This is a genomic window from Pseudomonas guariconensis (assembly GCF_900102675.1).
GTDB lineage: Bacteria > Pseudomonadota > Gammaproteobacteria > Pseudomonadales > Pseudomonadaceae > Aquipseudomonas > Aquipseudomonas guariconensis.
In genome coordinates this window covers 295,775-319,831 of the sequence record NZ_FMYX01000005.1, presented here as the reverse complement: position 1 = coordinate 319,831, position 24,057 = coordinate 295,775, and the positions used below count along the sequence as shown (strand labels likewise).

At 64.1% G+C, this 24,057-nt stretch carries 19 protein-coding genes; 8 read left to right on the top strand and 11 right to left on the bottom strand.

Translation table 11 applies throughout. The features are described from left to right. Window position 1 precedes the first annotated feature (1 nt). From BLS27_RS11300 to BLS27_RS11290, 3 genes are all read right to left on the bottom strand, one after another. Window positions 2-541, bottom strand: a complete 540-nt coding sequence (locus BLS27_RS11300) for a (2Fe-2S)-binding protein (RefSeq protein ID WP_043206967.1) — start codon at window positions 539-541, stop codon at window positions 2-4. Next, on the bottom strand, window positions 534-3,365 hold the full coding sequence (locus BLS27_RS11295) for a xanthine dehydrogenase family protein molybdopterin-binding subunit (RefSeq protein ID WP_090344791.1): 2,832 nt from the start codon (window positions 3,363-3,365) through the stop codon (window positions 534-536). Before BLS27_RS11295 ends, BLS27_RS11300 begins: the two co-directional genes overlap by 8 nt. 246 nt (window positions 3,366-3,611) lie before the next feature. Further along, entirely contained in the window at window positions 3,612-3,911 is a 300-nt protein-coding gene (locus BLS27_RS11290) for a hypothetical protein (protein ID WP_090344789.1), read from the bottom strand. 397 nt (window positions 3,912-4,308) lie between these two features. On the opposite strand from BLS27_RS11290, the gene BLS27_RS11285 reads away from it, so the two are divergent. The 5 genes from BLS27_RS11285 to BLS27_RS11260 all read left to right on the top strand — a co-directional run bounded on the left by BLS27_RS11285 (window position 4,309) and on the right by BLS27_RS11260 (window position 9,177). After that, window positions 4,309-5,172 carry a sensor domain-containing diguanylate cyclase gene (locus BLS27_RS11285; protein WP_043206975.1) on the top strand — a complete coding sequence of 288 codons (864 nt, stop codon included), beginning with the start codon at window positions 4,309-4,311 and terminating at the stop codon, window positions 5,170-5,172. Window positions 5,173-5,264: 92 nt separating this feature from the next. After that, a complete protein-coding gene (locus tag BLS27_RS11280) occupies window positions 5,265-5,894 on the top strand; it encodes a hypothetical protein (protein WP_090344786.1) in 630 nt (209 codons plus the stop codon). Between the two features lie 93 nt (window positions 5,895-5,987). Then, a complete protein-coding gene (locus BLS27_RS11275; protein WP_232092083.1) occupies window positions 5,988-6,644 on the top strand; it encodes a cupin domain-containing protein in 657 nt (218 codons plus the stop codon). A 486-nt stretch (window positions 6,645-7,130) separates the two neighbouring features. Next, window positions 7,131-7,805, top strand: coding sequence for a cysteine hydrolase family protein (locus BLS27_RS11265; RefSeq protein WP_070571620.1), 675 nt, complete (start codon window positions 7,131-7,133; stop codon window positions 7,803-7,805). 16 nt (window positions 7,806-7,821) lie between these two features. Next, entirely contained in the window at window positions 7,822-9,177 is a 1,356-nt protein-coding gene (locus BLS27_RS11260; RefSeq protein ID WP_090344780.1) for a purine-cytosine permease family protein, read from the top strand. 185 nt (window positions 9,178-9,362) lie between these two features. On the opposite strand, the gene BLS27_RS11255 is transcribed toward BLS27_RS11260, so the two are convergent. Beyond that, window positions 9,363-11,561 carry an OsmC domain/YcaO domain-containing protein gene (locus BLS27_RS11255; RefSeq protein ID WP_090344778.1) on the bottom strand — a complete coding sequence of 733 codons (2,199 nt, stop codon included), beginning with the start codon at window positions 11,559-11,561 and terminating at the stop codon, window positions 9,363-9,365. Between the two features lie 402 nt (window positions 11,562-11,963). Between BLS27_RS11255 and BLS27_RS11250 the strand changes: the two genes are divergently transcribed. Then, complete coding sequence (locus BLS27_RS11250; protein ID WP_090344777.1) at window positions 11,964-13,145, top strand: GGDEF domain-containing protein; 1,182 nt, start codon at window positions 11,964-11,966, stop codon at window positions 13,143-13,145. On the opposite strand, the gene BLS27_RS11245 is transcribed toward BLS27_RS11250, so the two are convergent. Beyond that, window positions 13,142-14,059 (bottom strand): LysR family transcriptional regulator, encoded by a 918-nt coding sequence (locus BLS27_RS11245; RefSeq protein ID WP_090344775.1) that lies wholly within the window; start codon window positions 14,057-14,059, stop codon window positions 13,142-13,144. The two genes, BLS27_RS11250 and BLS27_RS11245, sit on opposite strands and share 4 nt — an antisense overlap. Window positions 14,060-14,164: 105 nt before the next feature. On the opposite strand from BLS27_RS11245, the gene BLS27_RS11240 reads away from it, so the two are divergent. Both BLS27_RS11240 and BLS27_RS11235 read left to right on the top strand, forming a co-directional pair. After that, entirely contained in the window at window positions 14,165-15,910 is a 1,746-nt protein-coding gene (locus tag BLS27_RS11240) for an amidohydrolase (RefSeq protein WP_043206992.1), read from the top strand. 95 nt (window positions 15,911-16,005) lie between these two features. Beyond that, window positions 16,006-16,737 carry a TorF family putative porin gene (locus BLS27_RS11235; protein ID WP_043206993.1) on the top strand — a complete coding sequence of 244 codons (732 nt, stop codon included), beginning with the start codon at window positions 16,006-16,008 and terminating at the stop codon, window positions 16,735-16,737. A 224-nt stretch (window positions 16,738-16,961) separates the two neighbouring features. On the opposite strand, the gene BLS27_RS11230 is transcribed toward BLS27_RS11235, so the two are convergent. The 6 genes from BLS27_RS11230 to BLS27_RS11205 are packed head-to-tail and all read right to left on the bottom strand — an operon-like array spanning window position 16,962 to window position 24,028. Beyond that, the gene (locus BLS27_RS11230; protein ID WP_090344772.1) at window positions 16,962-17,852 is read right to left on the bottom strand and encodes a DUF2950 domain-containing protein; all 891 of its coding nucleotides are present in this window, start codon (window positions 17,850-17,852) and stop codon (window positions 16,962-16,964) included. After that, window positions 17,849-19,237, bottom strand: coding sequence for a DUF3300 domain-containing protein (locus BLS27_RS11225; protein ID WP_090344770.1), 1,389 nt, complete (start codon window positions 19,235-19,237; stop codon window positions 17,849-17,851). The genes BLS27_RS11230 and BLS27_RS11225 overlap by 4 nt, the downstream gene beginning before the upstream one ends. Window positions 19,238-19,278: 41 nt before the next feature. Beyond that, entirely contained in the window at window positions 19,279-20,313 is a 1,035-nt protein-coding gene (locus BLS27_RS11220; protein WP_043207000.1) for a DUF2955 domain-containing protein, read from the bottom strand. Continuing rightward, the gene (locus tag BLS27_RS11215) at window positions 20,303-21,403 is read right to left on the bottom strand and encodes an HlyD family secretion protein (RefSeq protein WP_090344768.1); all 1,101 of its coding nucleotides are present in this window, start codon (window positions 21,401-21,403) and stop codon (window positions 20,303-20,305) included. Before BLS27_RS11215 ends, BLS27_RS11220 begins: the two co-directional genes overlap by 11 nt. Beyond that, window positions 21,400-22,917, bottom strand: coding sequence for an efflux transporter outer membrane subunit (locus tag BLS27_RS11210; protein ID WP_090344765.1), 1,518 nt, complete (start codon window positions 22,915-22,917; stop codon window positions 21,400-21,402). The genes BLS27_RS11215 and BLS27_RS11210 overlap by 4 nt, the downstream gene beginning before the upstream one ends. Before the next feature lie 13 nt (window positions 22,918-22,930). Beyond that, window positions 22,931-24,028, bottom strand: a complete 1,098-nt coding sequence (locus BLS27_RS11205) for an AI-2E family transporter (protein ID WP_043207007.1) — start codon at window positions 24,026-24,028, stop codon at window positions 22,931-22,933. Window positions 24,029-24,057: the final 29 nt, after the last annotated feature.

Here is a 24,057-nt window from a genome sequence, read left to right as displayed (position 1 = left end):
CTCAACCCTCCTTGACCAGGCCGAGGTCACTGAGCACTTCGCGAGTGGCGTCGTAGTAACGCACATACCCGGTGCAGCGGCAGATGTGATGGCCGAGACTGGCCTCGATGGCCCCTTCGAGCTCGCTCTTTTTCAGCGGCTGGCGCTGGGCCTTTTCCACCAGCACGGTGGCGGCATTGACGAAGCCGGGTGCGCAGTAGCTGCACTGGAAGGCGAAGCGGTCGACGAACTTCTGCTGGATCGGGTTCAGCTCACTGAGGTTGCCCGCCTCGTCATGCTTGGCATGGCCCTCGATGGTGCGCACCTTCTTGCCTTCGAAGTAATGCGCGCCGGTGATGCAGGTGCGCACTTCCTCGCTGGTGCCGTCAGGGTTGTCGACGATCACCACGCAGGCGTGGCAGATGCCCTGGCCACAGCCCAGGCGGGAGCCGGTGAGGTTCTGGTATTCGTGCAGGTAGTCGATCATTGCCAGGTCTTCAGGCACTTCGGCCGGACCGACGGTTTGACCATTCAAGGTCATTTGAAGCGGGCGGTTAGCCATTGAGGGCCTCCTTGACGCGGGCGGGGGTGATAGGCAGGTCGCGAACACGCTTGCCGATGGCATGGGCCACGGCGTTACCGATCGCGCCGACCACCGGGATCATCACCACTTCGGCGATGCCCTTGGAGGGGTCGGTCGGTGACAGTGGCGGCAGGATCTCCGATGTCTGCTGCCACACTGCCACGTCCTTGGCCATTGGCAGGCGATAGCGGTTGAAGTTCCAGTCGCCCTCGCCCGGGCCGCCTTCGTACAGCGGCATTTCTTCGGTCAGTGCATGGCCGATGCCCATGGCGATACCGCCTTCGAGCTGGCCCTTGACCAGTTCCGGTACCAGTACACGGCCACACTCCACCCAGCTGTGGTGGTTGAGTACCTGCACCTGGCCGCTGCCTTTGTTCACCTTCACCTGCACCAGGGTCGCCACCGGGCTGTAGTAAGTCACCATGGCGTTGTTCAGCTGGGTGGCCGGATAGGCGGCGTTCTGGCGGTCCAGCAGGTGGTAGCTGGCGCTGTTCATCTGCGCTTTCTTGACGTTCGGCGCACCGTCGCCGTACTTGACCGCCATCGCATCGAGCGGCAGGCGCTCACGCACGCCATCGATGACGAAATCGGATTCAGCCCAGCTCCAGCGGTTGAATGCGTGGACGCTGACGCCGGTCACCAGCCCCATCTCATGGGCTTTCTTGGCCAGCTCGGCGAACGGGATCGGGGCCAGGCCATTGCCGGTGAGTTCACCGTTGACCCAGACCGCGTTCTCGCGGCGCACCACCAGCGGGTTGGCCTGCCCACCGAACGGGCCCTGGCGCCACAGCGACAACGCCGCCGGCCACAGGCCATGGTTGAACAACACCCGAGCGGCTTCGCGCGTGGCGTGGCTAAAGTAGAAGGCCGAGTTGGTCGCCGAGGATGGCGAGGCCAGCTTGCCGACCCAGCGCGGGTCACGCAGGGCAGCGTCCTGCTCGGCCTGGCTCATCAGATAGGGGTTGCCGTGGGTGGCCAGTTGCAGCTCCGGCCACTCGGTCTCGGCGGTTTTCACTTCATCGGCCGGACGCCCCAGGAAGTCGCTGACCACGAACGCCTGGGAGGTCGACATGCCAGTGCCCAGTTCGGTGCCGATATGACGCAGGCTGATACGCCCGTCGGCCGTGAATTCGATGCTCGCCATGGGCGCTTCGGCACCCGTGCCGAAGTCCTTCTGGCAGATGGCAAAGCCCACGCCGTACCAGTTGTCGGCGTCCTTGGCTTCCATAGCCTTCTTGTAGGCGTCGCGGTTCTTCCACAGTTCGTGGGCGCTGGCCTTGTCGAGGATTTCATGCAGGCGCAAGGCCCCGGCGGGTACGGCGCCCTGGGTGTTCTTCATGCCCGACTTCAGGGCATTGACCCGGCGCAGCTCGATGGCATCCACACCCAGGCGACCGGCGATCTCGTCGACCATCATCTCGGTCGCGGCCATGGTCTGCAGGGTGCCATAACCCCGCATGGAACCGGCCTCGACACCGCGGGAGTGGTAGGCGGTCACGGCCAGATCGCTCTGAGGCATGTAGTAGATCGACTGCGCCGCGGTCGCGCCCACGGCGGCCACCGAGGAGCTGTAGTTGGCGCGTCCGCCACCGTCGACACTCATGTCGGCACGGAAGATCTTGAACGACATGTCTTTCTTGTCCACCGCCAGTTGGTAGTGGATGTCGAACGGATGGCGCTTGATGCCGCTCTGGAACTGCTCGTAGCGGTCGTTGGCCAGGCGCACGGGCACACCGTTGCCGTACAGGGCCGCGACGGCAGCGTAGAACACGAAGATGTTGTTGTCCTTGGAGCCGTAGCCGACCGTGTAGCCGGGGTGCATGTTCAGCGTCTTGAGGGCAAAGCGCGACGGTTTGATCATGTGCACGCATTCCTGTGCCACCTCGAAGGGGCACTGCGTCGCCACCACGAAATGCAGGGTGCCGCTTTGCGGGTCGTACCAGCCGTTGCCGTTGTCCGGCTCGAGCGCTGCCGGTTCGATCGAGGGCGTCTTGTAGCGCTCGTCGAACACCAACCAGTCCTCAGGGGCCTGCTTGAGCTGCTCGGCCATGCGATTGGCATAGAACAACCCTTGCTCGGTGAGGGTGCCGTGCTGCTTGGGCTCGTTGGTCCAGACCGGTTTGCGGTTGAGGATGGTGGGGAACAGCATGGAGTTCTTCAGGCTGGAGAACTCGTCCTCCTCGAACGGCGTCTTGCCCGCCACCCGCACGAAACGGAAGCTGCCATAGGGGTCGCCTTGATACAGCGGCGCCTGGGCGCCGTAGCGGATGGCCTTGTCGTTGAATTGCAGCTTGAGCTTGGCCTGGCGGTAACGCTCGAAGTCGTTCCAGATCAGGATCGCCACCGGGTGGCCGATGAACATCGGCACCTTGCCAGGTGGCAGCAGCGGGTCCGGCGAGTGGGCCTCAGGCCAGGCGATGCCATCCTTGTGCAGGTCCTCGGCGGTGACGACGCGGTCCGGCTGCAGGTCGGCGCCCAGCCAGGCAAGGTCCAGGCCTGCATAGATGCGGTCGGCCTTGATGGTCTTGAGCAACAGGGCGTGGCCTTGCTGCTGCGGCCAGCCGGGCATGTCCTTGGCGCGGATGTCGCGGGCGAACACCTTGTTGCCGCACACCTTGGACAGCGCATCGTTGCGAAAACGTGTCTTGCCGTCATGGCTCATCCACTTCTGCGGGGAAGTGGTGACACTGTTTTCCATCAGGGCGGCGAAGGCCGGGCTGCCGAGCGGTGCGAGGGTCACCCCTACGCCCGCAATCACGCCGCCTTGCAGGAAGGCGCGCCGGGAAATATCACGGTGGGTCATGCTTCATCCTCTGGGCAGAGCGCGCCTGCCCATGACGTATTCTGGTACTTGATAGCTCGGAGGGCGGAATCACTGACGTTCCGAAAGCAAGGTCGGAGTGGAAATCACAAAAACTGACCTTGGCGTCAAGTTTAGCGCAACGACCGCGCCCCTGGCAAAGTCAAGCAGACAACTTGTCGCGCCGATGTACGAACTTTCGCCACAGGCATTAAAGATGAAGGTTTTTCGGTCACAGGGCTCGGGCCATCAGCGCTTGCACTTGGCCAACACCACCTGACAGGTATGCGGTGTACCGCCGGAGCGGCTTGCGTAGCGCATGCAGTTGTGAAGGGACTTTTGCCGGGCAATGCTCATGCTCGCCCCCCAGGCCAGACCGCCCTCGCCCGCTGTCGGCAGGGCCTTGGCATAGCAGTTAGACCCCGCCGTCGCTGCGGCATACTGAGCCGTGCTGGCTTTGCTGCTGCAGCCGGCGGCCAGGGCGAGATTGATGGCGAGCAAGGTGCACAAGGCCCATGGCGGGCTCTGGCGCGCAGGTTTTCCCCACATTTGGAGGACTCCAGAATCAAAAGCTGCAGAGCCTGGCCGGTCTGCCTGAAGATTTCAACCGCGACTATTGGCCCGTGAAACTCCAGACGATTTCGACCACCCGTAAAGCCAGAACCAGTTAAAGCACGCACAACACCACCTGCAGCACCGTGTGCTAAGGCAACTTGGCCAAGCGGTGCAGCGTATAGCTGACATTGAGCAACAGCAGCACCGCCGAGACCAGGATCAGGCTCCCGACAGAGCGGTGCCCGCATTAGCGAAATTCTAGAAGAACTTGAACGACTTGCCGGCCATCGCCAGCGAGGGTTTTCTTGCCCGCCCCAGTAGTGACGCAGGCATGAGCCTTGTATGCTGTCCTGCGCCGCGAACGCCCTTCTGCACCGGACTCCGCTGACCTATGGCCGTCGACCTCCAAGCGCTTTACCCCAAGTTGATCCACCTGATGCTGGACACGGTCTTTGTGGTCGACCGGGACAACGAAATCGTCTTCGTGAGTGACGCCTGCGAAACCCTGCTCGGCTATCGAGCCAGCGAGTTGGTCGGCACCCCGATCACCCACTACATGCACCCCGACGACCTGGAAGCCACCCGCGCCTCGATCATCCGCATCATGAATGGCCAGCCCCATGTGGATTTTCGCAACCGTTACATCCGCAAGGATGGCGGCGTGGTGCACATCCTGTGGGCGGCCTTCTGGTCCGATGAGGTCGGGGCTCGCATCGGCGTGGCGCGCAACGTCACGGCCCTGGCCCAGGCCGAGAAGGAGCTGCGCTTCCTCGCCCACCACGACCCGCTGACCCAGCTGGCCAACCGCTCGCTGTTCAATGACCGGCTGGAATCGGCCCTGCGCACGGCGCACCGCCAACAGAGCGCACTGGCGCTGCTGTTCGTGGACATCAACGACTTCAAGGGCATCAATGATGTCCATGGCCATGCGGCGGGCGACCGCGTGCTGTGCACGGTCGCCCGACGGCTCGAAGCCTGCGTAGGCAAGACCGACACCGTGGCACGCATGGGCGGTGATGAGTTCATCGTGCTGTTGACCGACATCCCGTCGCACAGCGCGGTGGCCGAAAAGATCGCGCAGATCCTCGCGGCCATGGCCGAGCCGTTGGGCGCCGAGTTCGGCGAGGTCGAGATGCCTTCCTGCAGCATCGGCGTGGCCTGCTACCCGGCGGACGGCGAGGATGCCGACGCGCTGCTCAGCCATGCCGATCACGACATGTACCGGATCAAGCGACAGCGTTCGGGCACACGCTGATACGCGCCTGAAATCAAGCGTTTGAGACAACCTGGCGCGATTGCGCGATACTATTGTGCCACCACTTTTTTTCTGGAAAAGGACTTCACCCCATGAAGCGTCTGTTTGCCTGCACCCTGGTCGCACTGGCCCTGGCCGGTTGTGACAAAACCGAGCAGAACAACGCCCAGGCCACCGTACCCGCCGGACAATGCGCCAAGGACATCGACTGCAAAGGCGATCGCATCTGCGAAAGCGGCCAGTGCGTCAGCCCGCAGACCCCGCAAGCCCTCGCCGCCAAGCCCCCGGTGGCGCCGGAACTGGCCCCCGCTGCACCGACCATGGCCTACGAAACGCTGCTGGTCAGCGGCGACAGCGCAGGTCCCTTCAGCATCCAGCGCATGGAACTGGGGACCGCGCTGATGTACCCGTCGCGGGCCGGCGTCGTGAACGTCATGGAGTCGGTCGTCGAAGATGTCGAAGCCACCGGCTATGTCACCATCGAGAAGGCCTATTCGTTCGGTCCCAGCAAGTACGTCGTGGTGGTGTCCACCGGTGAAGGTGGTAACGCCTGCCCCGCGTCCACCTATGTTTTCAGCTTCGACGCCAAGGGCGAGTACGTGGACGGCAAACAGGAAGTCGATGGCTGCTCCGAAGTGGTCGAGTCGCTGGCCGAGGGCAACAAGCTGACGATCAAGAAGGATGGCGTCGCGACGGTGGTGTACAACGGCGTCGTGCAGTAAGGAGACGCCCAAGCCCAGCGCCAGCGCTGGGCTTTTTTTACGCTCGATTTTCGGGCCATGGCGGTGGATCATCAGTCGGTCGGATGTGTGGAGATGACTTCGATGGTAATGCCGGCCCTGATCAATGCCGACCTGCGGCAAACGGTGATCGTGCAGGGACATGCCCTGCCCTGGATTCCCAGCCCGCAAGCCGGGGTGGAGCGACGCCTGTTGTTCCGCATCGGACAGGAGCAGGCCCGCGCCACTTCGCTGGTGCGCTATGCGCCTGGCAGTCGGTTCAATGCCCACGCCCATCCGGGGGGTGAGGAGTTCTTGGTGCTGGAGGGGGTCTTCGAGGACGAACAGGGTCAGTATCCAGTTGGCAGCTACATACGCAACCCACCCGGCAGCCAGCACTCGCCGGGGTCTGCCCAGGGCTGCGTCATCTTCGTGCACTTGCGCCAGTTCCATCCCGAGGACCATGAACGCGTGGTCGCACAGGTGCCCGAGCAGGGTGACCAGCTACTGTGGCAAAGCATCCATGAACGGGTTTGGGTGCAGCAGGCCCAGCCCGGACAGACACTGAACATTGCCAACCCGCGAGGTCTGGAGCTGTTCGTACTCGACGGCCAGTTACAAGGTGACGACTTCGCGTTGCGGCCTTGGAGCTGGATGCGCCGACCGCCGGGGGCTGCGGTTCAGGCGGTGGCAGGCGATGCCGGGGCGCGGATCTGGATCAAGGATGCCGCGCTGGACCTCACGGCCTGTTGATTCAGCGCAAATCGCTACTTTTGGTATCACCGTATTACGGTATACCTAGAAACACGCCCCCGCTAAGCACCCCAAATGCCCCTGCAATGCGCCTTACGGCCAAAACGCCAATAATGGCCCGACGTTTGCTTTGCTCCTGCTCAAACGTTCCAAGGCGCACCTCACATGGGCACTTTTTTCACTCTCACAGGCAATCGTCGTCACGCTGCCCTCTGCAGGGCAGGCGTTGACAGACATGACCTGCCCAGTGCCATGCAAGGCTTCCTTCGCCATGGGCGCGCGCCCGCCCAGGTCACCCTGCCACGCCTGCCTGCCTGCGTGGCAGCCAAACAGAACGGGTTCTGGCAAATAGTCGCGTAAGTTCCCTTCGAGCGTCGTCTCGACCTTCCCACAAGCGCCCGGCTCGCCTGGACGCTGCGACTGTTCGTTCGCCCTCAAGGCGCCTCCTGCGACGGCGCCAGGGGCACTGTACCCGAGTGATTTACCATGACCTGTACCAGCGCACTTCTCGTGATCGACCTGCAACAGGAGGACGGCTTCCCCCTGGAGCGTTTCGACCAAGTCGTCGGCAACGCCGGCGCCCTCATCGGCGCAGCCCGCCGCCTTGCCATCCCCGTGATCTACACCCGCCACGTGAACAACGCCCAAGGCCACGACCTGGCGCACGGGGAGCCGGTGGACGAGCATGGCCAACCGACCAGCTACCGCGCCGGCACCTCGGCGGTGGAGGTCCTCGACGCCCTGGCGCCACACGCCGGCGACCAGGTGTTGGACAAGCACCGTTACAGCGCCTTCCATGGCACCGACCTGGCGCAGCGGCTTCGAAGCCAGGGGATCGAGCATCTGGTGGTGTTCGGCGTGCTGACCGATGTGTGCGTCATGACCAGCGTGTTCGATGCCTACCAGCACGGCTTCACCCTGAGCCTGGTCGCCGATGCCTGCACGGCCACGACGCTGGGTGCGCACTATTCAGCCCTGATGATCCTCTCCAACTGGATCTACGGGCTGGAGATCTTCTCCACGTCACAGCTGCTGCGCCATTGGCAGCAGCAGCCGGCAGGCTCGGTGCGCACCGATACGCCCGACCACCTCGCCTTCCACCCCGAGGCATTCGTCGACGCGATCCAACGCTTCGAACACCGCCTTGCCCATGATTGCTGAGTGTGGAGAGATCCTGATGAAAGTTGAAAATCGCAGCATCGATTTCATCCCTGAGGGCGAGCGCTACGGCCAGGCGCGTTCGCTGTTCTTCGTGTGGTTCGGCGCCAATGCCAACATCACCACGGTCGCGGCCGGCGTCTTGCCCATCAGCCTGGGCCTCAACCTGTTCTGGAGTGCGCTGTCGATTCTTTTGGGCTCGATGATCGGTGCCCTCTTCATGGCGTCACATTCTGCCCAAGGGCCCAAGCTGGGCATCCCACAGATGATCCAGAGTCGGGCCCAGTTCGGCGTCTATGGCGCGATCGTGCCGTTGTTGTTCGTCATGCTCATCTACCTGGGCTTCTTCGTCAGCAATACCTTGCTCGCCGCCCAGGCCGTCGCCAGCGCCAGCCCGATCGGCAATGGCGGCAACATCGTGGTGCTGGGTGCGGTGTGCTTCCTGGTCGCGCTGTTCGGCTACCAACTGATCCATCGCCTGCAAAAGCTGCTGACGCTGGCTTCGCTCGCGGTGTTCGGCATCGCGACCTGGCTGGCACTGAGCCTGCCGGTGCCCGCCGGGCAATGGTCGCTCGAGGGCTTCAGCCTGCCGACCTTCCTCGCCTCGGTGAGCATCGCGGTCACCTGGCAACTTTCCTATGCGCCCTACGTGGCCGACTACTCCCGCTACTTGCCTACCGAAACCCCGACGCAGCAGGTGTTCTGGTACAGCTACCTGGGCACGGTGATCGGCGGGAGCTGGATGATGCTGCTGGGTGCGGTGCTGGCCAAGGCGATGGCCGGGTTCGGAGACAACGTTGGCTTGAACCTGGTGGGATTGCTCGGCGGCAGCACGGTGTTGATGTTCGCCTTCGTGCTCTACGGTCAGATCGCCATCAACGTCTTCAACCTGTACGGAGCATTCATGTCGACAGTGACCGTGATCGAACCCTTCACCGCACTCAAGGTCACCGCGTGGGTGCGGGCAGGGTTGCTGCTGGTGATTGCCGCTGCGGCTACAGGGTTGTGCACGCTTGCCCAGGATGACTTCATTGCGTTCTTCCTGAACTTCATCTTCTTCATGAGCTACTTCCTGATCCCGTGGACGGCCATCAACCTGGTCGACTACTACGTCGTGCGCAAAGGGGTATACCGCATCGAAGACATCTTCCGGCCGAGCGGGATCTATGGACGGGTGAATGGCGTCGCGATCGGCGTATTCCTGGTCACCATCGTGCTCGAGGTGCCGTTCATGAACACTTCGATGTACGCCGGGCCCATCGCCACCCACCTGCAAGGGGTTGACCTGGCCTGGGCAGTCGGCCTGATTTTCCCAGCGCTGACCTATTACTGGCTGATGGGCAGACGCAAGGCGCTGGCCGGCGCCTGCGCATAAAGCCAAGCCTTTGTGCAGCGTGTTCTGCGCGGGTAACCCACTCCCACAGGATCGGTGCCGATCCGATGGGAGCGGGTTCATCCGCAAAAACTGTGCGAGGAGGACTACGGCGTCTGCGGGAGCGGCGAAGGGCCGCGAAAAGGGGCGCACCGCGCCCCCGGTAGCCACCAGGGCTGGCGACTGGCTTAGCGCAGGGTCACCTTGGCCCGGGCGCTGTGCAGCTTCTTGTAGCTGTCGATCAAGCGCAGGTGGCGGTCGAGGCCTTCGAGCTTCATGCTCGTCGGTGTCAGGCCATGGAAACGTACGCTGCCATCGACCGAACCCAGTACCGCATCCATGCGCGCATCGCCGAACATGCGGCGGAAGTTGGCTTCGTAATCGGCCAGCTCCAAGTCCTCGTCCAGTTCCACTTCCAGCACCACGTTCAAGGCCTGGTAGAACAGCCCGCGCTCGACGGTGTTGTCGTTGAACTGCAGGAAGGTCTCCACCAGTTCCTTCGCCGCCTCGAACTGCTCCAGGGCGAGGTAGATCAGCAGCTTGAGCTCCAGGATGGTCAACTGCCCCCAGACCGTGTTGTCGTCGAACTCGACGCCGATCAAGGTGGTGATGTCGGTGTAGTCGTCCAGCTCGCTCTCTTCCAGCCGCTCGACCAGCGCCGCCAGGGCGTCATCGTCCAGGCTGTGCAAGTTGAGGATGTCGGCACGGAACAACAGGGCCTTGTTGGTGTTGTCCCAGATCAGGTCATCCAACGGATAGATTTCCGAGTAGCCCGGCACCAGGATGCGGCAGGCAGTTGCACCGAGGTGCTCGTACACCGCCATGTACACCTCTTTGCCCATGCCCTCGAGAATGCCGAACAACGTGGCGGCCTCCTCGGCGTTGGAATCCTCGCCGTGGCCGGAGAAGTCCCACTCGACGAATTCGAAGTCGGCCTTGGCGCTGAAGAAGCGCCAGGACACCACACCGCTCGAATCGATGAAGTGCTCGACGAAGTTGTTCGGCTCGGTCACCGCATGGCTGGAGAAGGTCGGTTGAGGCAGGTCGTTCAGGCCCTCGAAGCTGCGCCCCTGCAACAGCTCGGTCAGACTGCGCTCCAGCGCCACTTCGAAGCTTGGGTGTGCACCGAAGGACGCGAACACACCGCCAGTACGCGGGTTCATCAAGGTGACGCACATCACCGGGAATTCACCGCCGAGCGAGGCGTCCTTGACCAGCACCGGGAAACCCTGCTCCTCGAGCCCCTGGATACCGGCCAGGATAGCGGGGTATTTGGCCAGTACTTCCTGCGGCACATCCGGCAATGCCAGCTCGCCTTCGAGGATTTCGCGCTTGACCGCCCGCTCGAAGATTTCCGACAGGCACTGCACCTGCGCTTCAGCCAGGGTATTGCCGGCGCTCATGCCGTTGCTCAGGAACAGGTTCTCGACCAGGTTGGACGGGAAATACACCACCTGGCCGTCGGACTGACGCACATAGGGCAGCGAGCAAATGCCACGCTCGACGTTGCCAGAGTTGGTGTCGTAAAGGTGCGAGCCACGCAGCTCGCCTTCAGGGTTGTAGATTTCCAGGCAGTACGGGTCGAGGATCTCCGCTGGCAGCGCGTCTTTGCGGCCCGGCTTGAACCAGCGCTCGTCCGGGTAATGCACGAACGGCGCGTTGGCGATGTCCTCGCCCCAGAACTGATCGTTGTAGAAGAAGTTGCAGTTCAGGCGTTCGATGAACTCGCCCAGGGCCGACGCCAGGGCGCTCTCCTTGGTCGCGCCCTTGCCGTTGGTGAAGCACATCGGCGAGTGGGCATCGCGGATGTGCAGCGACCATACGTTGGGCACGATGTTGCGCCAGGAGGCGATCTCGATCTTCATGCCCAGACCGGCCAGGATCTGCGACATGTTGGCGATGGTCTGCTCCAGTGGCAGGTCCTTGCCTGGGATATAGGTGCTCGCGCTCGGGTCGGTGTCCACCATCAGCAATGCCTGGGCATCGGCATCGAGGTTCTCCACCTCTTCGATGACGAACTCAGGACCGGTCTGCACGACCTTCTTCACCGTGCATCGCTCGATCGAACGCAAGATGCCCTGGCGGTCTTTTTCGCTGATGTCCGCCGGCAGTTCCACTTGGATCTTGAAGATCTGTTTATAGCGGTTTTCCGGATCGACAATATTATTCTGAGACAGACGAATATTATCGGTCGGAATGTTTCGTGTATTGCAGTACAACTTTACAAAGTACGCCGCACACAAGGCCGAAGAGGCCAGGAAATAATCGAACGGCCCCGGTGCCGAACCATCGCCCTTATAGCGAATCGGCTGGTCGGCCACGACCGTGAAGTCATCAAACTTGGCTTCAAGTCGAAGGTTGTCGAGAAAGTTGACCTTGATTTCCATGCGGGGGATACCGTGATAACGAGCAAAACGAAAATGGCGGCCATTATCCGGTTTTTCCCCGCGAAAGTCTTGTGCTTTTCGGCCGTGGGCGCGGCGCCCGGCAGGCCAGGCGCAGGGCGCCTCCCGGCTTGTTCAGGCTCGCTCCCGGGCCTGCATGCACCGTGCTTGGTCACCTGCGCAAACCCGACCAACCGGCCCGGCATAATGCTTTCCCGAAGAATTAACAGATTGTTTAAAAAAACTTTTTCCCGAGAGTACGCCATCCGTGAGCTTATTCTTGCGACATTAACGACAGCCCCACCCATAGCGAATTTAATAACTTTCCGCACATTGGCAAACTGCCACGCTGGCGCTTAACATGGCAAAACTGATGGACCTGCCGCCGAGCCCAAAGGACTTCCCGTGCTCTTGAGTATTCCCACCCTCATTCTCGTCACCGTCTTCCTGCTCGGTCTGATGGGCACACTCACCCTGCACACCTGGGCGCGTGGCAGACGTGAGCGGCCGCTGGGTTATCTGGGCGCGATGTTGTTGCTGGCCTCGGTGGGCGTCGCCTTGATCAGCCTGCGCGAGCGCGGCTACGACCTCGTTCCCCTGGTGCTGGGCAATATCGTGCTGTTGTTGTCAGCCGCACTGGGCTGGACAGCCATGCGCACCCTGGCCGGGCGCGCGCCCTACTTGCCCGGCATTGCCATGGGTGTGGTGGTGTGGCTGCTGTTCTGCTTCACGCCGGTGTTCTACGACTCGCTGTCACTGCGCATCACGGTGTATTCGACCCTTGCCGCGGCCTACTCGGGCCTGGGCATCGTCGAGCTGTGGCGCAGCCGCAATCGCCTGGACATGGCGTACCTGCCGGCCCTGTTGATCCTGGGCATGCACACCATCTTCTACATCGTGCGCCTCATCGTCGATGAAGGCCTCTCGCTGGAAAACGCCTTGTCCGGCAGTGGCGATGGCGCACGGTTCTTTGCCGTCATGCTGTTCGAGTCGATGCTCTATGCCACCGGCATCGCTTATATCACCCTGGCAATGGTCAAGGAGCAGGCCGAGAAGAAGTATAAAACGGCCGCCAACACCGACGAGTTGACGGGCATCGGCAACCGCCGGGCATTCATCACCCAAGGTGAGCAGATCCTGGCCGAGGCCAAACGCACCCACACCCCCATCACCCTGCTGCTGTTCGACCTGGACCATTTCAAGCGCCTCAATGACAGCCTCGGTCACCAGGCAGGCGACCAGGCGTTGATCGCCTTCAGTCAGCTGGCGACCCGCAACCTGCGCCACGGCGATGTGTTCGGCCGGATCGGCGGCGAGGAATTCGCCTGCCTTCTGCCCGGTGCGGGGGAGCAGATCGCGACCCTGGTCGCGCAGAACATTCGTCAGCGCTTTCACAGCGCTGCACTGCCCACGCCAGGGAGTCTGAGCGTCAGCATCGGCGTCGTCACCAGCGAGGCCGCAGGCTACGAACTCTCGCGCCTGCTGGCGCTGGCGGACGACGCGCTGTATGCGGCCAAGGCCGCGGGACGCAACCGTGTCCATGTGTTCGAGCACAGCGCAGCCAACGAGCCGGCCATCGAAGGCTAGGCCAACCCCGTGCGCTCCAGGTATGCCGCCAGGTACTCGATGAACGCCAGCACCTTCCCCGTCGCTCGCCGATGGCTGGGGTACACCGCCAGGATCTTCGGCCCGAAGGCGTCGGGGTCGATCGCGTAGTCTTCCATCAAGCGCACCAGGCGCCCATCGGCCAGATAGGGCGCGCCACTCCACAGCGGCACATGAAACAACCCGCCACCGGCCAGCGCGCTGGCCAGCAGCAGGTCGTAGTTGTCGCTTTCCAGTCGAGCATGGGTGGGCTGCAGCAGGCTCAGACGTTCGCCGTCCTTCTCTACCCACCAGTAGGTGCGGCTCAGGGCGGCATGGCGATACAACAGCCAGTCGTGCTGATCGAGGGTCTGGGGTGTGACCGGTATCGGGTTGCGCGCCAGGTAGTCGGGGCTCGCGCACAGCGTCAGGCGGTTGCGGCCGACCTCCCTGGCGATCAACCCGGGCAAGTCATTGTGCCCTTCGCGCAGGGCCAGGTCGTAGCCGCTTTCCACCAGGTCGACGAAGTCATCGGAGAGGTCCACGCGCAGGCGGATCTGCGGATAGTCGCGCAGAAACTGTGAGCACACCTGGTCCAGAAAGGCCCGCCCATAGGCCAGCGGCGCCGTCAGCCGCAGGATCCCATGCAAGCCATGTTGCATCTGCCCCACCACTTCGCCGACTTCATGCATGCGCATGAGCACCTGGCGCGCGGTTTCCAGGTAGACCTTGCCGGCTTCGGTCAGCACCGTGCGCCGCGTGCTGCGCTCGAACAGCCGCACGCCCAGGTCATCCTCCAGATGGCTCACGGCTTTGGTCAGGGCCGACGGGGTCTTGCCCAATTGCTCGGCGGCGCGGCTGAAACTGCCGTGCTCGGCAGTGGCGACGAACATGGTGATGGCGGCGAACTTGTCCATGGTTTTTCCATTCAGGAAAAAAGCTTTTGCGCATTTCGGGCGTTCTGCCTGCCCGGGCCAGCCGTTAGTCTCGCCAACAGCCCCCAAAAAACAAGAGGTTTTGCAATGAGACGTTTCACGCCTACGTTGCTGTCCGTGGCGCTGGCCTTTGCCTCGATGGATTCGATGGCCGCTGTGGATCTGGTGCTGCTCAATGGCAAGCTGTACACCGCCGACCCCGCCCACCCGTCTGCACAGGCCATGGCCGTACAGGACGGCAAAGTGCTCAAAGTAGGCACCGATGCCCAGATCAAGGCTCTGGCCGGCAGCACGACCCAAGTCATCGACCTGGGCGGAAAGCGGGTCATGCCGGGGATGATCGACAGCCACTCCCACGCCATCTTCGGTGGCCTGGAGCTGTCGGCAGCCAGCCTGGCCGATGAGGAGAACGTGCCCACCGCGGAGCTGGAAAAACGCTTGCGCGCCTGGCGTGACGACGGCACAGCCCGCCAAGGCGATGTGCTGACCGTGGTCGGGGTGAGCTCCACCTACTGGGCCAAGGCCGAGGAGCTGGGCGCGACCTTCAACCACGGCGAGTGGGCAAAGGTCCCGGTGGTGTTCATTGGCAGCGACCACCACACCGCCTGGGCCAACCAGGCCATGCTCGACCGCGCCGGTATCGACGCCAGGCTCCTGGCCACCCTGCCCGCCGCCGAACGCGACACCCTGGGCAAGAAACAAGACGGCACACCCAATGGCTTTGCCGTGGATGCAGGCTGGGACCGCATCAGCGCCGCCATGCCCTCCCCCAGCGCCGACGCCCTGCTGCACGCCGCCGACGCTGCGGTGAAATACAACAACGCCTTCGGCATCACCGCCTGGATGGACCCGGCCGCCAACGCCGCACCTGGGGAGTCGGTGTTCAGCCTCCAGCCCACGGAAAAATCCATCGGCGTACTGCCGGCCTACAAGGCCCTGGCCGAGAAAGGCCAGTTGAATGCCCATGTCGCTGCGCTGCTGGTGGCCAACCCCAAGAGCCTGCCGGCCGATCTCGACACCTTGGACAAAGTTCGCCAGCAGTTCCAGGGCATCCCCAACCTGACACTGCCCGGCATCAAGATATTCGCCGACGGCGTGGTGGAATACCCGGCGCAAAGCGCGGCGATGCTCGAGCCCTACAGCAATTCCCACAAAACCGGAGAGCTCTTGATCGACCCGACGCATTTCGGCGAGCTGGTCAGCGCCGCCGACGCCCGAGGCTGGCTGGTACATATCCACGCCATCGGTGACCGGGCGGTACGCGAATCGCTCAACGGCATCGCCCAAGCGCGCAAGGACCGCCAGAGTGGCGTCACCCACTCCATCACTCATCTGCAACTGGTGAACCCCACCGAGTTCGCCCGCTTCAAGCCCTTGAACGTGATCGCCTCGATGCAGCTGCTCTGGGCCTCGGGCGACGAATACACCTTGGACATGGTCAAGCCCTACGTCAGCCCCCATGTCTTCCCCTACCAGTACCCTGCCCATTCGCTGCTCAGCCACGGCGCCACCATCGCCGGGGCCAGCGACTGGTCGGTTTCCTCGCCCAACCCGTGGCTGGCCATTCACCAGGCCATCACCCGCGAAGGCCCCAAGGGCGTGCTTAACCCAAAGGAGCGCATCGACCGCCAGACCATGTTCCAGGCCTACACCCTCAACGCCGCACGCACCATTGGCCTGGACAAGCAGATCGGCTCGCTCACGCCCGGCAAGCAAGCCGACTTCATCGTGCTCGACCGCGATGTGCTCACCGTCGCCGACAATGACCTGGCCGACACCCGCGTCCTGCAGACCTGGTTCGGCGGCCGCGAAGTCTACAAAGCCGAACACTGACTCCCTCTGCACCACGCCAAGCTCCCGGGCTACCCGGGAGCCAGGCCGCGCTTTGCCCGCACCTGCCAGAACAATCACAACAAACAGGTACCTTCATGCGCCGCATCCTGCTCATTGCCTCGACCCTGGCCCCCTTGACCAGCCAAGCCGTATCCCTGAGTGATGACTTCTACCTGGAGATCGAACCCGCTCTGGTCAGCGATTACCGTACCCGCGGCATCTCCCAGACCCAGAACGACCCCGCCGCCCAACTCGCCATCACCCTGCAGCACACCAGCGGCCTGTACCTCGGCGCCTGGACCTCCAATGTGGACTTTGGCTTCGGCACCCAGACCCGCCAGGAGGTGGACTACTACGCCGGCTGGTACTGGCAGGCCACCGATGAAGTCAGCCTGGATGTGGGCTACCTCAAGTACACCTACCCCAAGTCGAGCCTGTACAACCTCAGCGACTACTACGCCGCCCTCACCGTCTACGGCGTGACCCTGGGAGCGAACTACTCCAACGACACCGGCAGCGCCCTGGGCGATGACCAGGACACCCTCTACAGCTACGTGGCCTACGAAACCGCCCTGCCGCTGGAGATCGGCTTGCAGCTGCGTTACGGGCGCATGGACTTCAAGGATCCGATGTACACGGCCGGCGATGGCAAGACATCGTCCGACCACCACGAATGGGAAGTGAAGCTGACCCGTGAACTGGCTGGGCTGACCTGGAGTTTGTCGTACATCGACACCGACCTGTCCAAGACCGAGTGCGCCAGCAGCTATGGGTTCGATGACCTGTGTTCGGCGACCTGGGTAGGAAGTGCGAGCAAGAAGTTCTGAATCAGGACTGCACAGGCAGCCCCGGCACCCTGTCGTTGCGTTGCCTGTAGGGACACTTTCGCCGGTGAGCCCGCAGCCGCACAGAGGCCTGCCTCTCGCCTGCGACTGTAGATACGCCGGCGCTTCGAAAAAAATAGCCAGGCCAAGAAGTGGGCTTCGGCAATTGCCGACGTATCGCTGCACAGCTCGGCCCAGGGCTCAGCCTGCGCTTTCAGTGCCAGCCCTCACTCGGCTGGGTCTACCTTCACCACCTGCCAGCTGTCGTCCGGGTCGAAGCGCTTCATCGCCTTGGCGACCTTCTCGCCATCAGGCCCCAGGTCCTTGTCGAACACCTGGCCGTCATGGCTGATCATGAAGCTCATCACCCCCGTCTCGTTGTACTTGGCAGGCCAGGCGATAAGCGCAAAGCCTCGGCTCATCTGGTCGCCGATCAGGTAGCTGTACGCGCCGCCAGGTGCCGACGGGCCCTGGCCATCGAGAATGCGAAAGTGGTAGCCATACCAGTCATCGCCGACTACGTCCTGACCGAACAGCGGGCCCAGCGGGCTGATCTGGCCGTCGCCTCCGTCCGCCCAGTAGAGGCCGTCGTGCTTGCCTGGGCTGCTGAAGATTTTCTGGGCGTACTCGAGCGCACCGTTGCCGTTGCGATCCTGGGTGGCGTAGTCCATCTGCGCGTCGTGATACGCCAGCACCGACTGCAAAGCCGCCAGCTCATTGCGGCCAATGCGCCGCGCACGGATCTCGGCGCTGCCGGCCTTCAGATCGAAGCGCCAACCGCCATTGCCTTTGACCAGCGGGATCGGCAAGGTCCAGGGGGCGTTGCCCACTGCCAGAATCGCCTTGCGCTCGCCGTCTGGCTCGATGCGGTGTCGTTCGCGGTACTGCTGCAAGAACGCATCCACGTCGCTGCGCTGCACGCCCCCGCGGGGAATGTAGTTACGCCAGTCTTCGCCGAGCAGCTGCGCCAGGCGCGCTTCGTCGGGGTGCTCCACACCCAGGGCCTGGACGAAGGCCTCGACGGCTTTTTCCGGCGTCGGGAAGGCCTGCTGGGCCGAGGCGATGCACGACCAGGCAAGGCCTGTGGCCCATAGTCCCATAAGCAACTTGAGGTTCATCGCCGCCCTCCTCCCCTGCGCATCGGCGCACTGACCGGTCTGGACACCGGACGTCCCGCCGCCCGCGCGGAACCGGGCCGCTGGGCGAACGACTGGCTCAACCGTCCACGGTTGGCCTGCACGTTGGCTCGCGACGGCGAGCGAACGCCATCGAAAGCATTGTTGCGGGCCCGCCCGGCCGAGGCCGTAGGCCGCTTGTGCGCAGCCTGGCGGAGCTGGCCATCGCCTTGGCGACGGTCGGCTACCCGGGGTGCGTTCGTCGCACCTTGCAGGCGATGGCCAGCCTGGGCTTCGCGTGCCCGTTCACGGGCCTCGCGGTTGGTGGTGGCCGGACGTTCGATGCCGTGCCGGTCCATCGAAGCCCGGGCGCGTTCTCGGGCCTCGGCGCGCTGGGCATCGTCACCCCGATACGCGGCGCGCTGGCGGGCGCCGTCCAGTTGCCGGCCGTATTGCTCGCGGCTCCTGGCATCGCGATAGGGCACACCATCGCGATGCACGGCGTTGTGCTGCCACTTGTTCTGGCTGTTGTCGATGCGGTTTTCGATGTTGTTGATGTTGTTGTAGCGATCGACATCGATATCGATGTCGTGATCGTCCCAGTCGCAGTCGCCCCACAGCGAATTGATGATCGCCACGCCAGTGCCGAAGGCCAACCCCGCCACCAGCGCTGAACCTGCGTAATAGGCCGGCGGCGGTGGGTAGTACACCGGCGCAGAGGCGGGGTACTGCCACGTGCCGTAGGTGGTGTTGAGGTTGTAGCTGGGCACGTAGACCACTTGCGGGTCGGCCGGCTCGATGATGATGGTGGTGTTGCCGGCCGCTGCGCTCTGGCCGGTACCGCCGGCGGAGGACGGCGCGGGCGCGGCCTGCACGGTCACGTTCTGGTACTGGTTGCTCTGCAGGTTGCCGGCTGCCTGAGCTTGGTGACGCAGGCGCTGCACGCTGTTCATGACGTCGTCGGGCTGGGCCAGGAAGGCATCTCCCAGACGCTGCACCCAGACCGGGTCTTGGCCCAAGGTCACCAGCACCTGCGGAAAGGCCACCAGCGCCTGCACGCTGGGGTCCCAGGTCTGCCCGGCCACCTGCTTGACCGCCTCGTCGCCCTTGAGCGTGCTGTTGGCCTTGGACCAGGTCACCGCCTCGGCGACCTCGCCCGGGTAGGTGGCCGCCATGAGCACCTGTGCCAGCAGCGCATCGGGGTACAGCGCGATGGGCGCGAGCATCTGATCCAACTGCTCCTGGGTGAACACGGCCGTCTTGGCGGCGCCCGTGCTCGGCGCCGGCTCGCCAGCCGGGGCAGGCGCTGTCGTCGCCGTCTGGGCGAGGCTCGCCGTGCCGCCTAGGCACAACATCATTGTGATGACGCCTAGCATTGGAACGCGCATTGCACCTCCCGCAAAGGCCTATCGCCTGAAATGACTGTGCGTTAAGGGTAGCGCTGCACCTGCGATTTACCACGTCGCGCACGCCGGCTGTCGATCCACACCAGCATGGCGCTGGCATACAGCGAAACCGCCAGGAACAACGCCATGCGCACCGCAAACGCACGGTACACGTCCTGGCCTGCCACGCTGTCCTGCACCGACTGCCCGAGCAAGATCAGCATGGTCGTCAGGCAACTGACCCAGAACGCCGGTCCATGCCGGCTGCCGATCACCGCATACAGCCGCCGGGCCTGCCACAGGGCAAACAGCAGCCCCCACAGAAAGAACATCCACAGATGGACGAACAAGCTGAGCGCACCCCACAGCACAATCGCCAGCAGCCCGGCCAGCAACGTCGAGCCAATCAGTTCGCGGGCGGCCTGGCGGGCATCGGTCTGGTCTGCCTGTTGGCCGAGGCTGACCGCCTTCATGATCAGCGGCATGAAGCGGTCCGGTGCGATCAGCGCCAGCACGAACGCCGGCATGACAATCAGCGTCGCGCGCAGGGCGATCCAGCTCGCCTCATCGGGGCCCAAGCGCGGCGGCACTGGCGCAGCCGCCACGTCGGCCGGCTCGGGGAACAGCACATGGGCCACCGCACAGCCGATGACCGCTAGCAGCATGCCCTTGGCCAGTGCCTCGACCACCGACAACGCCAGGGTGAAATCGCTGGTCCCTGCCGCGGCGATCATGGTCAAGCCGATCACCAGCAGGTTCGCCAGCAGCCCGTTGCCGCCGCGCAAGGCGTAGCGGAACACCGCGAACAAACCAACACCCACCAGCAGGACGCCGCTCAGCGGCGCATGGCGCAGCAGCGGAATCAGCAACAGGCCACTTCCACAGCTGAGCAACACCATCAGCGCCAGCACCGGCGCCGCACGCAGCCCCAGTGCCTGGCTGCGCATGGCCAGCAACAGCACGGCGAACACCGGCGCCAGGATCGGCACCGGCATGTCCAGGCCGAAGCTCGCCGCCAGGCACAGTGCCGTGCCCCAGGCCAGGCGCAGCGCCCGCAGGCGACGCAGTTCAATAGGCATAGGACAACCAGCTCATCAGCCACATGAACACCCGGCCCAGCAGGTTGAGTGGGTTGCCCTCCCCTGGCAGCGCCATGATCTCGGCCTGGCCACCGACCCGCAGGTTGCTCACGTTCAGCCGCCCATCGCGCTCCAGCTCGACGATCACCGGGAAGCGCTGCGCCGAACGCAGCCACTCGCGGCTGTTCTGCACCTGGGGCAGCGAACCTGGCGGCGGGCTCTGGCCGACGCTTACGCCATAGCCGATGCTGCGTACCCGTCCGTGCAGCAACTCGCCGGGCAAGGCATCGAGCACCACCAGCACCGGGGTGCCCGGGCGCAGGTGGCCCAGGTTGTTCTCGGTCATGTCGGCGCTGATCCACAGGTCGTGGATGGCGATCAAGGTCATCACCGGGCTGCCGGCGCCGACATAATGGCCGACATCGGTGCGCAGGTCGGTGATCAATCCATCGGAGTCGGCCCGCACTGCGGTGCGTGCCAGGTCCAACCGAGCCTTTTCGACGTTGGCCACCGCGCTGCGCACCTGGGCGTTGTCCGCCTCTTGTCCGCCCTGCTGCTCGCGGGCGCGCTCGACTTCGGCGCGGGCTGCGGCCACTTGGCTGCTGGCCTGCTCGCGGCTGGCCTGGGCGCCCTCCAGGCGTCGCACGGACACCGTGCCCGGGTCTTCCCGATACAGGCGTGCCAGGCGCTCGGCGTCCTGGCGGGCCTTGCGCTCGTTGGCCTGGGCGGCAGCCAGCGAAGCCTGGGCGGCGTCGATGCCGGCCGTATGGGCGCCGATCTGCCGGCGCACCGTGTCGAGCTCGGCCTCGGCCCGCGCCAGGGCGATGCGGTATTGCGCCTGGTCCAGTTCGAACAGCACCTCGCCCTTGCGCACTTCCTGGTTGTTGCCCACCGCCACCCGCTTCACCTGCCCGGCCACCTCGGCACTGACCGGCACCACATAGGCCTGCAGCCGTGCCTGCTGGGTATAGGGTGTGAAACGGTCGGCGAGCACATACCAGAGTAGGCTCACGAGAATCAGCAGCAAGACCCAGCGCATGCCCCGGTCGGGCTTGGCGGGTGTCGGCGAAGGGGCTGGGGCATCGCTCATTTCGGCTCACCTGTGTCGTTGCGCGCTGGGGTGGGGTTGTCGAGCAGATCCCCCCAGTCGGTGCGTTGCTGCATGTGTTGGCGGGTGTCGGGGGCGATGGGCGCACGGTGCGGATCCCAGCCGCCACCGAGGGCTTTGTACAGGGCCACCAGGCTGCCGACCGCATTGCCACGGCTCACCAGGTAGCTGTCCTGCTGTTGCAGCAACAGTTGCTGGGCATCGAGCACCCGCTGGAAATCGGCAAAGCCCTCACGGTACTGGGACGTGGCCAGTTCCAACGAGCGTTGCGCGGCCTGGGAGGCCTGCTGGCGAACCTCGGCACTTTGCAGCGAGCGCACCAGCCCGCTGGCCGCATCGTCGGCCTCGCGAGCGGCCTCGCGCACATCGCGCTGGTACAACTCGATCAACTGCTGAAGGCGCGCATCTTCCACGCGCACGGCGTTCTTGCGCCGGCCATAGTCGAACGGGTTCCAGATCAGGCTGGGGCCGGCGGCGAGCTGGAAGCTGTCGGGCAGATGGCTGGCCGAGACGAACGTCCAGCCAATGCTGCCCAACAGGCTCAGCGATGGGTACAAGTCGGCCTCGGCCACGCCCACCAGCGCCGATTGCGCCGCCACCGCCTGTTCGGCAGCGCGGATGTCCGGGCGGCGCTGCAGTAGGCTCGCCGGCACGTCCTGCAGGATCGCCCGGTCAGGCAGCGGCAACTGCCCGTGGCCGCTCGCCAATTCAGGCAATGGCCCAGGTGGTCGGCCCAGCAATGCGCACAGCACGTTACGCAGGGCGTTGAGCTGGTTTTCCAGCTCCGGAATGCTGGCCTGGGTGGCCAGGAACTGGGTGCGGGCTTGCTGCCAGTCGAGTTCATCGTTCTCGCCATGGCGGAACAGCCGTTCGGTGATCTGCAAGCTGCGCGCCTGGCGCTGGGCGTTCTCCTGGGCGATGTCCAGGCGGGCCTCGACGGTACGCAGGCTGAAATAGGTATCGGCCACCTGCGCCCGCAACAGCACCATGGCATCGGCGTAGTTGGCCTGGGAGGCAAAATACAGCGCGTCGGCCGACTCGATGGCGCGGCTGAAGCGCCCCCAGAAGTCCACTTCCCAGGCAATGTCGAAGCCCAGGCTGGATTGCCAGAACACCGAGTCCCGGGCCGTGGGGGTACCGGACTGGTCCTGTTTGAGGTAAAGGCTCTCGCCACGCAGCTGCTGCACCTGGGGGTAGCGCCCGGTCTGGGCGATGGCCAACTGCGCGCGCGCCTCAGCGATGCGCAGGCCGGCCACGCGCAGGTCGGTGTTATGTGCATCGGCTTCGGCGATCAGCGCATCGAGCATCGGGTCGGCGAATACCGCCCACCACTGGCGCAGGTCCGGCGATGCCGCCGGGTGGGTGGCCTGCTCCAGCAAGGGGGTATTCCAGGTGTCCAGCCAGGGTGTCGGCACGGGTTTGAAATCCGGGCCGACCTGGGTGCAACCGCCCAAGGCGGCCAGGCTCAGTGCACAGCAAAAGACACGTTTGACCATGGCAAGCCCTGGTTCAATACGTCTTGTCGACGGGCGTTTCGGGCACTTGCTGCGCGACCCACTGCCAGAACAGGTTGTAGGTCACAGCCAGGATCACCGGGCCGATGAACAGGCCAATGATGCCCTTGACCACCATGCCACCCAGCGCACCGATCAGCACCACCGGCATCGGCACGTCCACGCCACGCCCCAGCAACAAGGGCTTGAGCACGTTGTCGGCAAGGCCGGCGACGAAGGTGTAGATGGCGAACACGATGGTGCCGACCGTGAAACCTTCGGTGCTCAAGACGTAGGCGATCACCGGCAGCGTGATCAGCGTCGCAGGCGCCTGGGCAATACCCAGCATGAGGATGGCGATGGCCAGGATGCCTGCGCCTGGCACCCCCTTGATCACGAAGCCGACACCGATCAGCAGCATCTGGATGAACGCGATGCCGATCACGCCTTGGGCCACCGCACGGATGGTGGCGGTGCACAGCTTGGCGATGGGCTTGCCCTGAGCTTCGCCTGAGACCCGCATGGCGATGCGTTGCGCCGCCCATTCACCGCGCTCGCCAAAGGCCATGATCACCCCTGAGATGATGATCGCCGCAATAAACAGCAAGAACGCGCCGCCAGCACTGGCGATGGCCCCGAGCAGCAACCGGCCGGCATCCTTGAGGTACGGCATCAGGTTGTTCAGCACCCCGCTCAGGCTTTCGGAGGCCGACAGCCAGAGGGCATACACCCGTGGCCCCACCAATGGCCAGGTGGCGACCGACTCTGGCGGCGCCGGCACGCTCCAGGCGCCGCTCTTGAGCAGTGTCACCAGGCTCTCGACCGACTCGCCGAGGGACACCACCACCAAGTAAATCGGCACCAGGAGCACCAGCAGGACCAACAGCACCACCAGTGTCGCCGCATGGCCGTCCTTCAAGCCGCTGGCACGCTTGATCCGTTGCTGCAACGGGTACAGCGTGACCGCCAGGATCACTGCCCAGAGCATCAGTTCGAGAAATGGCTGGAACACCTGGAAGGCGAAAATCACCAAGCCTGCCACCAACCCCGCCTTGATGAGCACATCCAGCAATCCCCGCGACAGGGCGCTGTCCAGTTTGAAACTCGGCTGCATGAATCACCTCCGGGCCGCCGTGGGCGGGT

What these genes read in the sequence shown, in the direction of transcription:
- BLS27_RS11300 (WP_043206967.1), bottom strand. Translation starts at nt 541, where the DNA reads ATGGCTAACCGCCCGCTTCAAATGACCTTGAATGGTCAAACCGTCGGT.
- BLS27_RS11295 (WP_090344791.1), bottom strand. Translation starts at nt 3,365, where the DNA reads ATGACCCACCGTGATATTTCCCGGCGCGCCTTCCTGCAAGGCGGCGTG.
- BLS27_RS11290 (WP_090344789.1), bottom strand. Translation starts at nt 3,911, where the DNA reads ATGTGGGGAAAACCTGCGCGCCAGAGCCCGCCATGGGCCTTGTGCACC.
- BLS27_RS11285 (WP_043206975.1), top strand. Translation starts at nt 4,309, where the DNA reads ATGGCCGTCGACCTCCAAGCGCTTTACCCCAAGTTGATCCACCTGATG.
- BLS27_RS11280 (WP_090344786.1), top strand. Translation starts at nt 5,265, where the DNA reads ATGAAGCGTCTGTTTGCCTGCACCCTGGTCGCACTGGCCCTGGCCGGT.
- BLS27_RS11275 (WP_232092083.1), top strand. Translation starts at nt 5,988, where the DNA reads ATGACTTCGATGGTAATGCCGGCCCTGATCAATGCCGACCTGCGGCAA.
- BLS27_RS11265 (WP_070571620.1), top strand. Translation starts at nt 7,131, where the DNA reads ATGACCTGTACCAGCGCACTTCTCGTGATCGACCTGCAACAGGAGGAC.
- BLS27_RS11260 (WP_090344780.1), top strand. Translation starts at nt 7,822, where the DNA reads ATGAAAGTTGAAAATCGCAGCATCGATTTCATCCCTGAGGGCGAGCGC.
- BLS27_RS11255 (WP_090344778.1), bottom strand. Translation starts at nt 11,561, where the DNA reads ATGGAAATCAAGGTCAACTTTCTCGACAACCTTCGACTTGAAGCCAAG.
- BLS27_RS11245 (WP_090344775.1), bottom strand. Translation starts at nt 14,059, where the DNA reads ATGGACAAGTTCGCCGCCATCACCATGTTCGTCGCCACTGCCGAGCAC.
- BLS27_RS11240 (WP_043206992.1), top strand. Translation starts at nt 14,165, where the DNA reads ATGAGACGTTTCACGCCTACGTTGCTGTCCGTGGCGCTGGCCTTTGCC.
- BLS27_RS11235 (WP_043206993.1), top strand. Translation starts at nt 16,006, where the DNA reads ATGCGCCGCATCCTGCTCATTGCCTCGACCCTGGCCCCCTTGACCAGC.
- BLS27_RS11230 (WP_090344772.1), bottom strand. Translation starts at nt 17,852, where the DNA reads ATGAACCTCAAGTTGCTTATGGGACTATGGGCCACAGGCCTTGCCTGG.
- BLS27_RS11225 (WP_090344770.1), bottom strand. Translation starts at nt 19,237, where the DNA reads ATGCGCGTTCCAATGCTAGGCGTCATCACAATGATGTTGTGCCTAGGC.
- BLS27_RS11220 (WP_043207000.1), bottom strand. Translation starts at nt 20,313, where the DNA reads ATGCCTATTGAACTGCGTCGCCTGCGGGCGCTGCGCCTGGCCTGGGGC.
- BLS27_RS11215 (WP_090344768.1), bottom strand. Translation starts at nt 21,403, where the DNA reads ATGAGCGATGCCCCAGCCCCTTCGCCGACACCCGCCAAGCCCGACCGG.
- BLS27_RS11210 (WP_090344765.1), bottom strand. Translation starts at nt 22,917, where the DNA reads ATGGTCAAACGTGTCTTTTGCTGTGCACTGAGCCTGGCCGCCTTGGGC.
- BLS27_RS11205 (WP_043207007.1), bottom strand. Translation starts at nt 24,028, where the DNA reads ATGCAGCCGAGTTTCAAACTGGACAGCGCCCTGTCGCGGGGATTGCTG.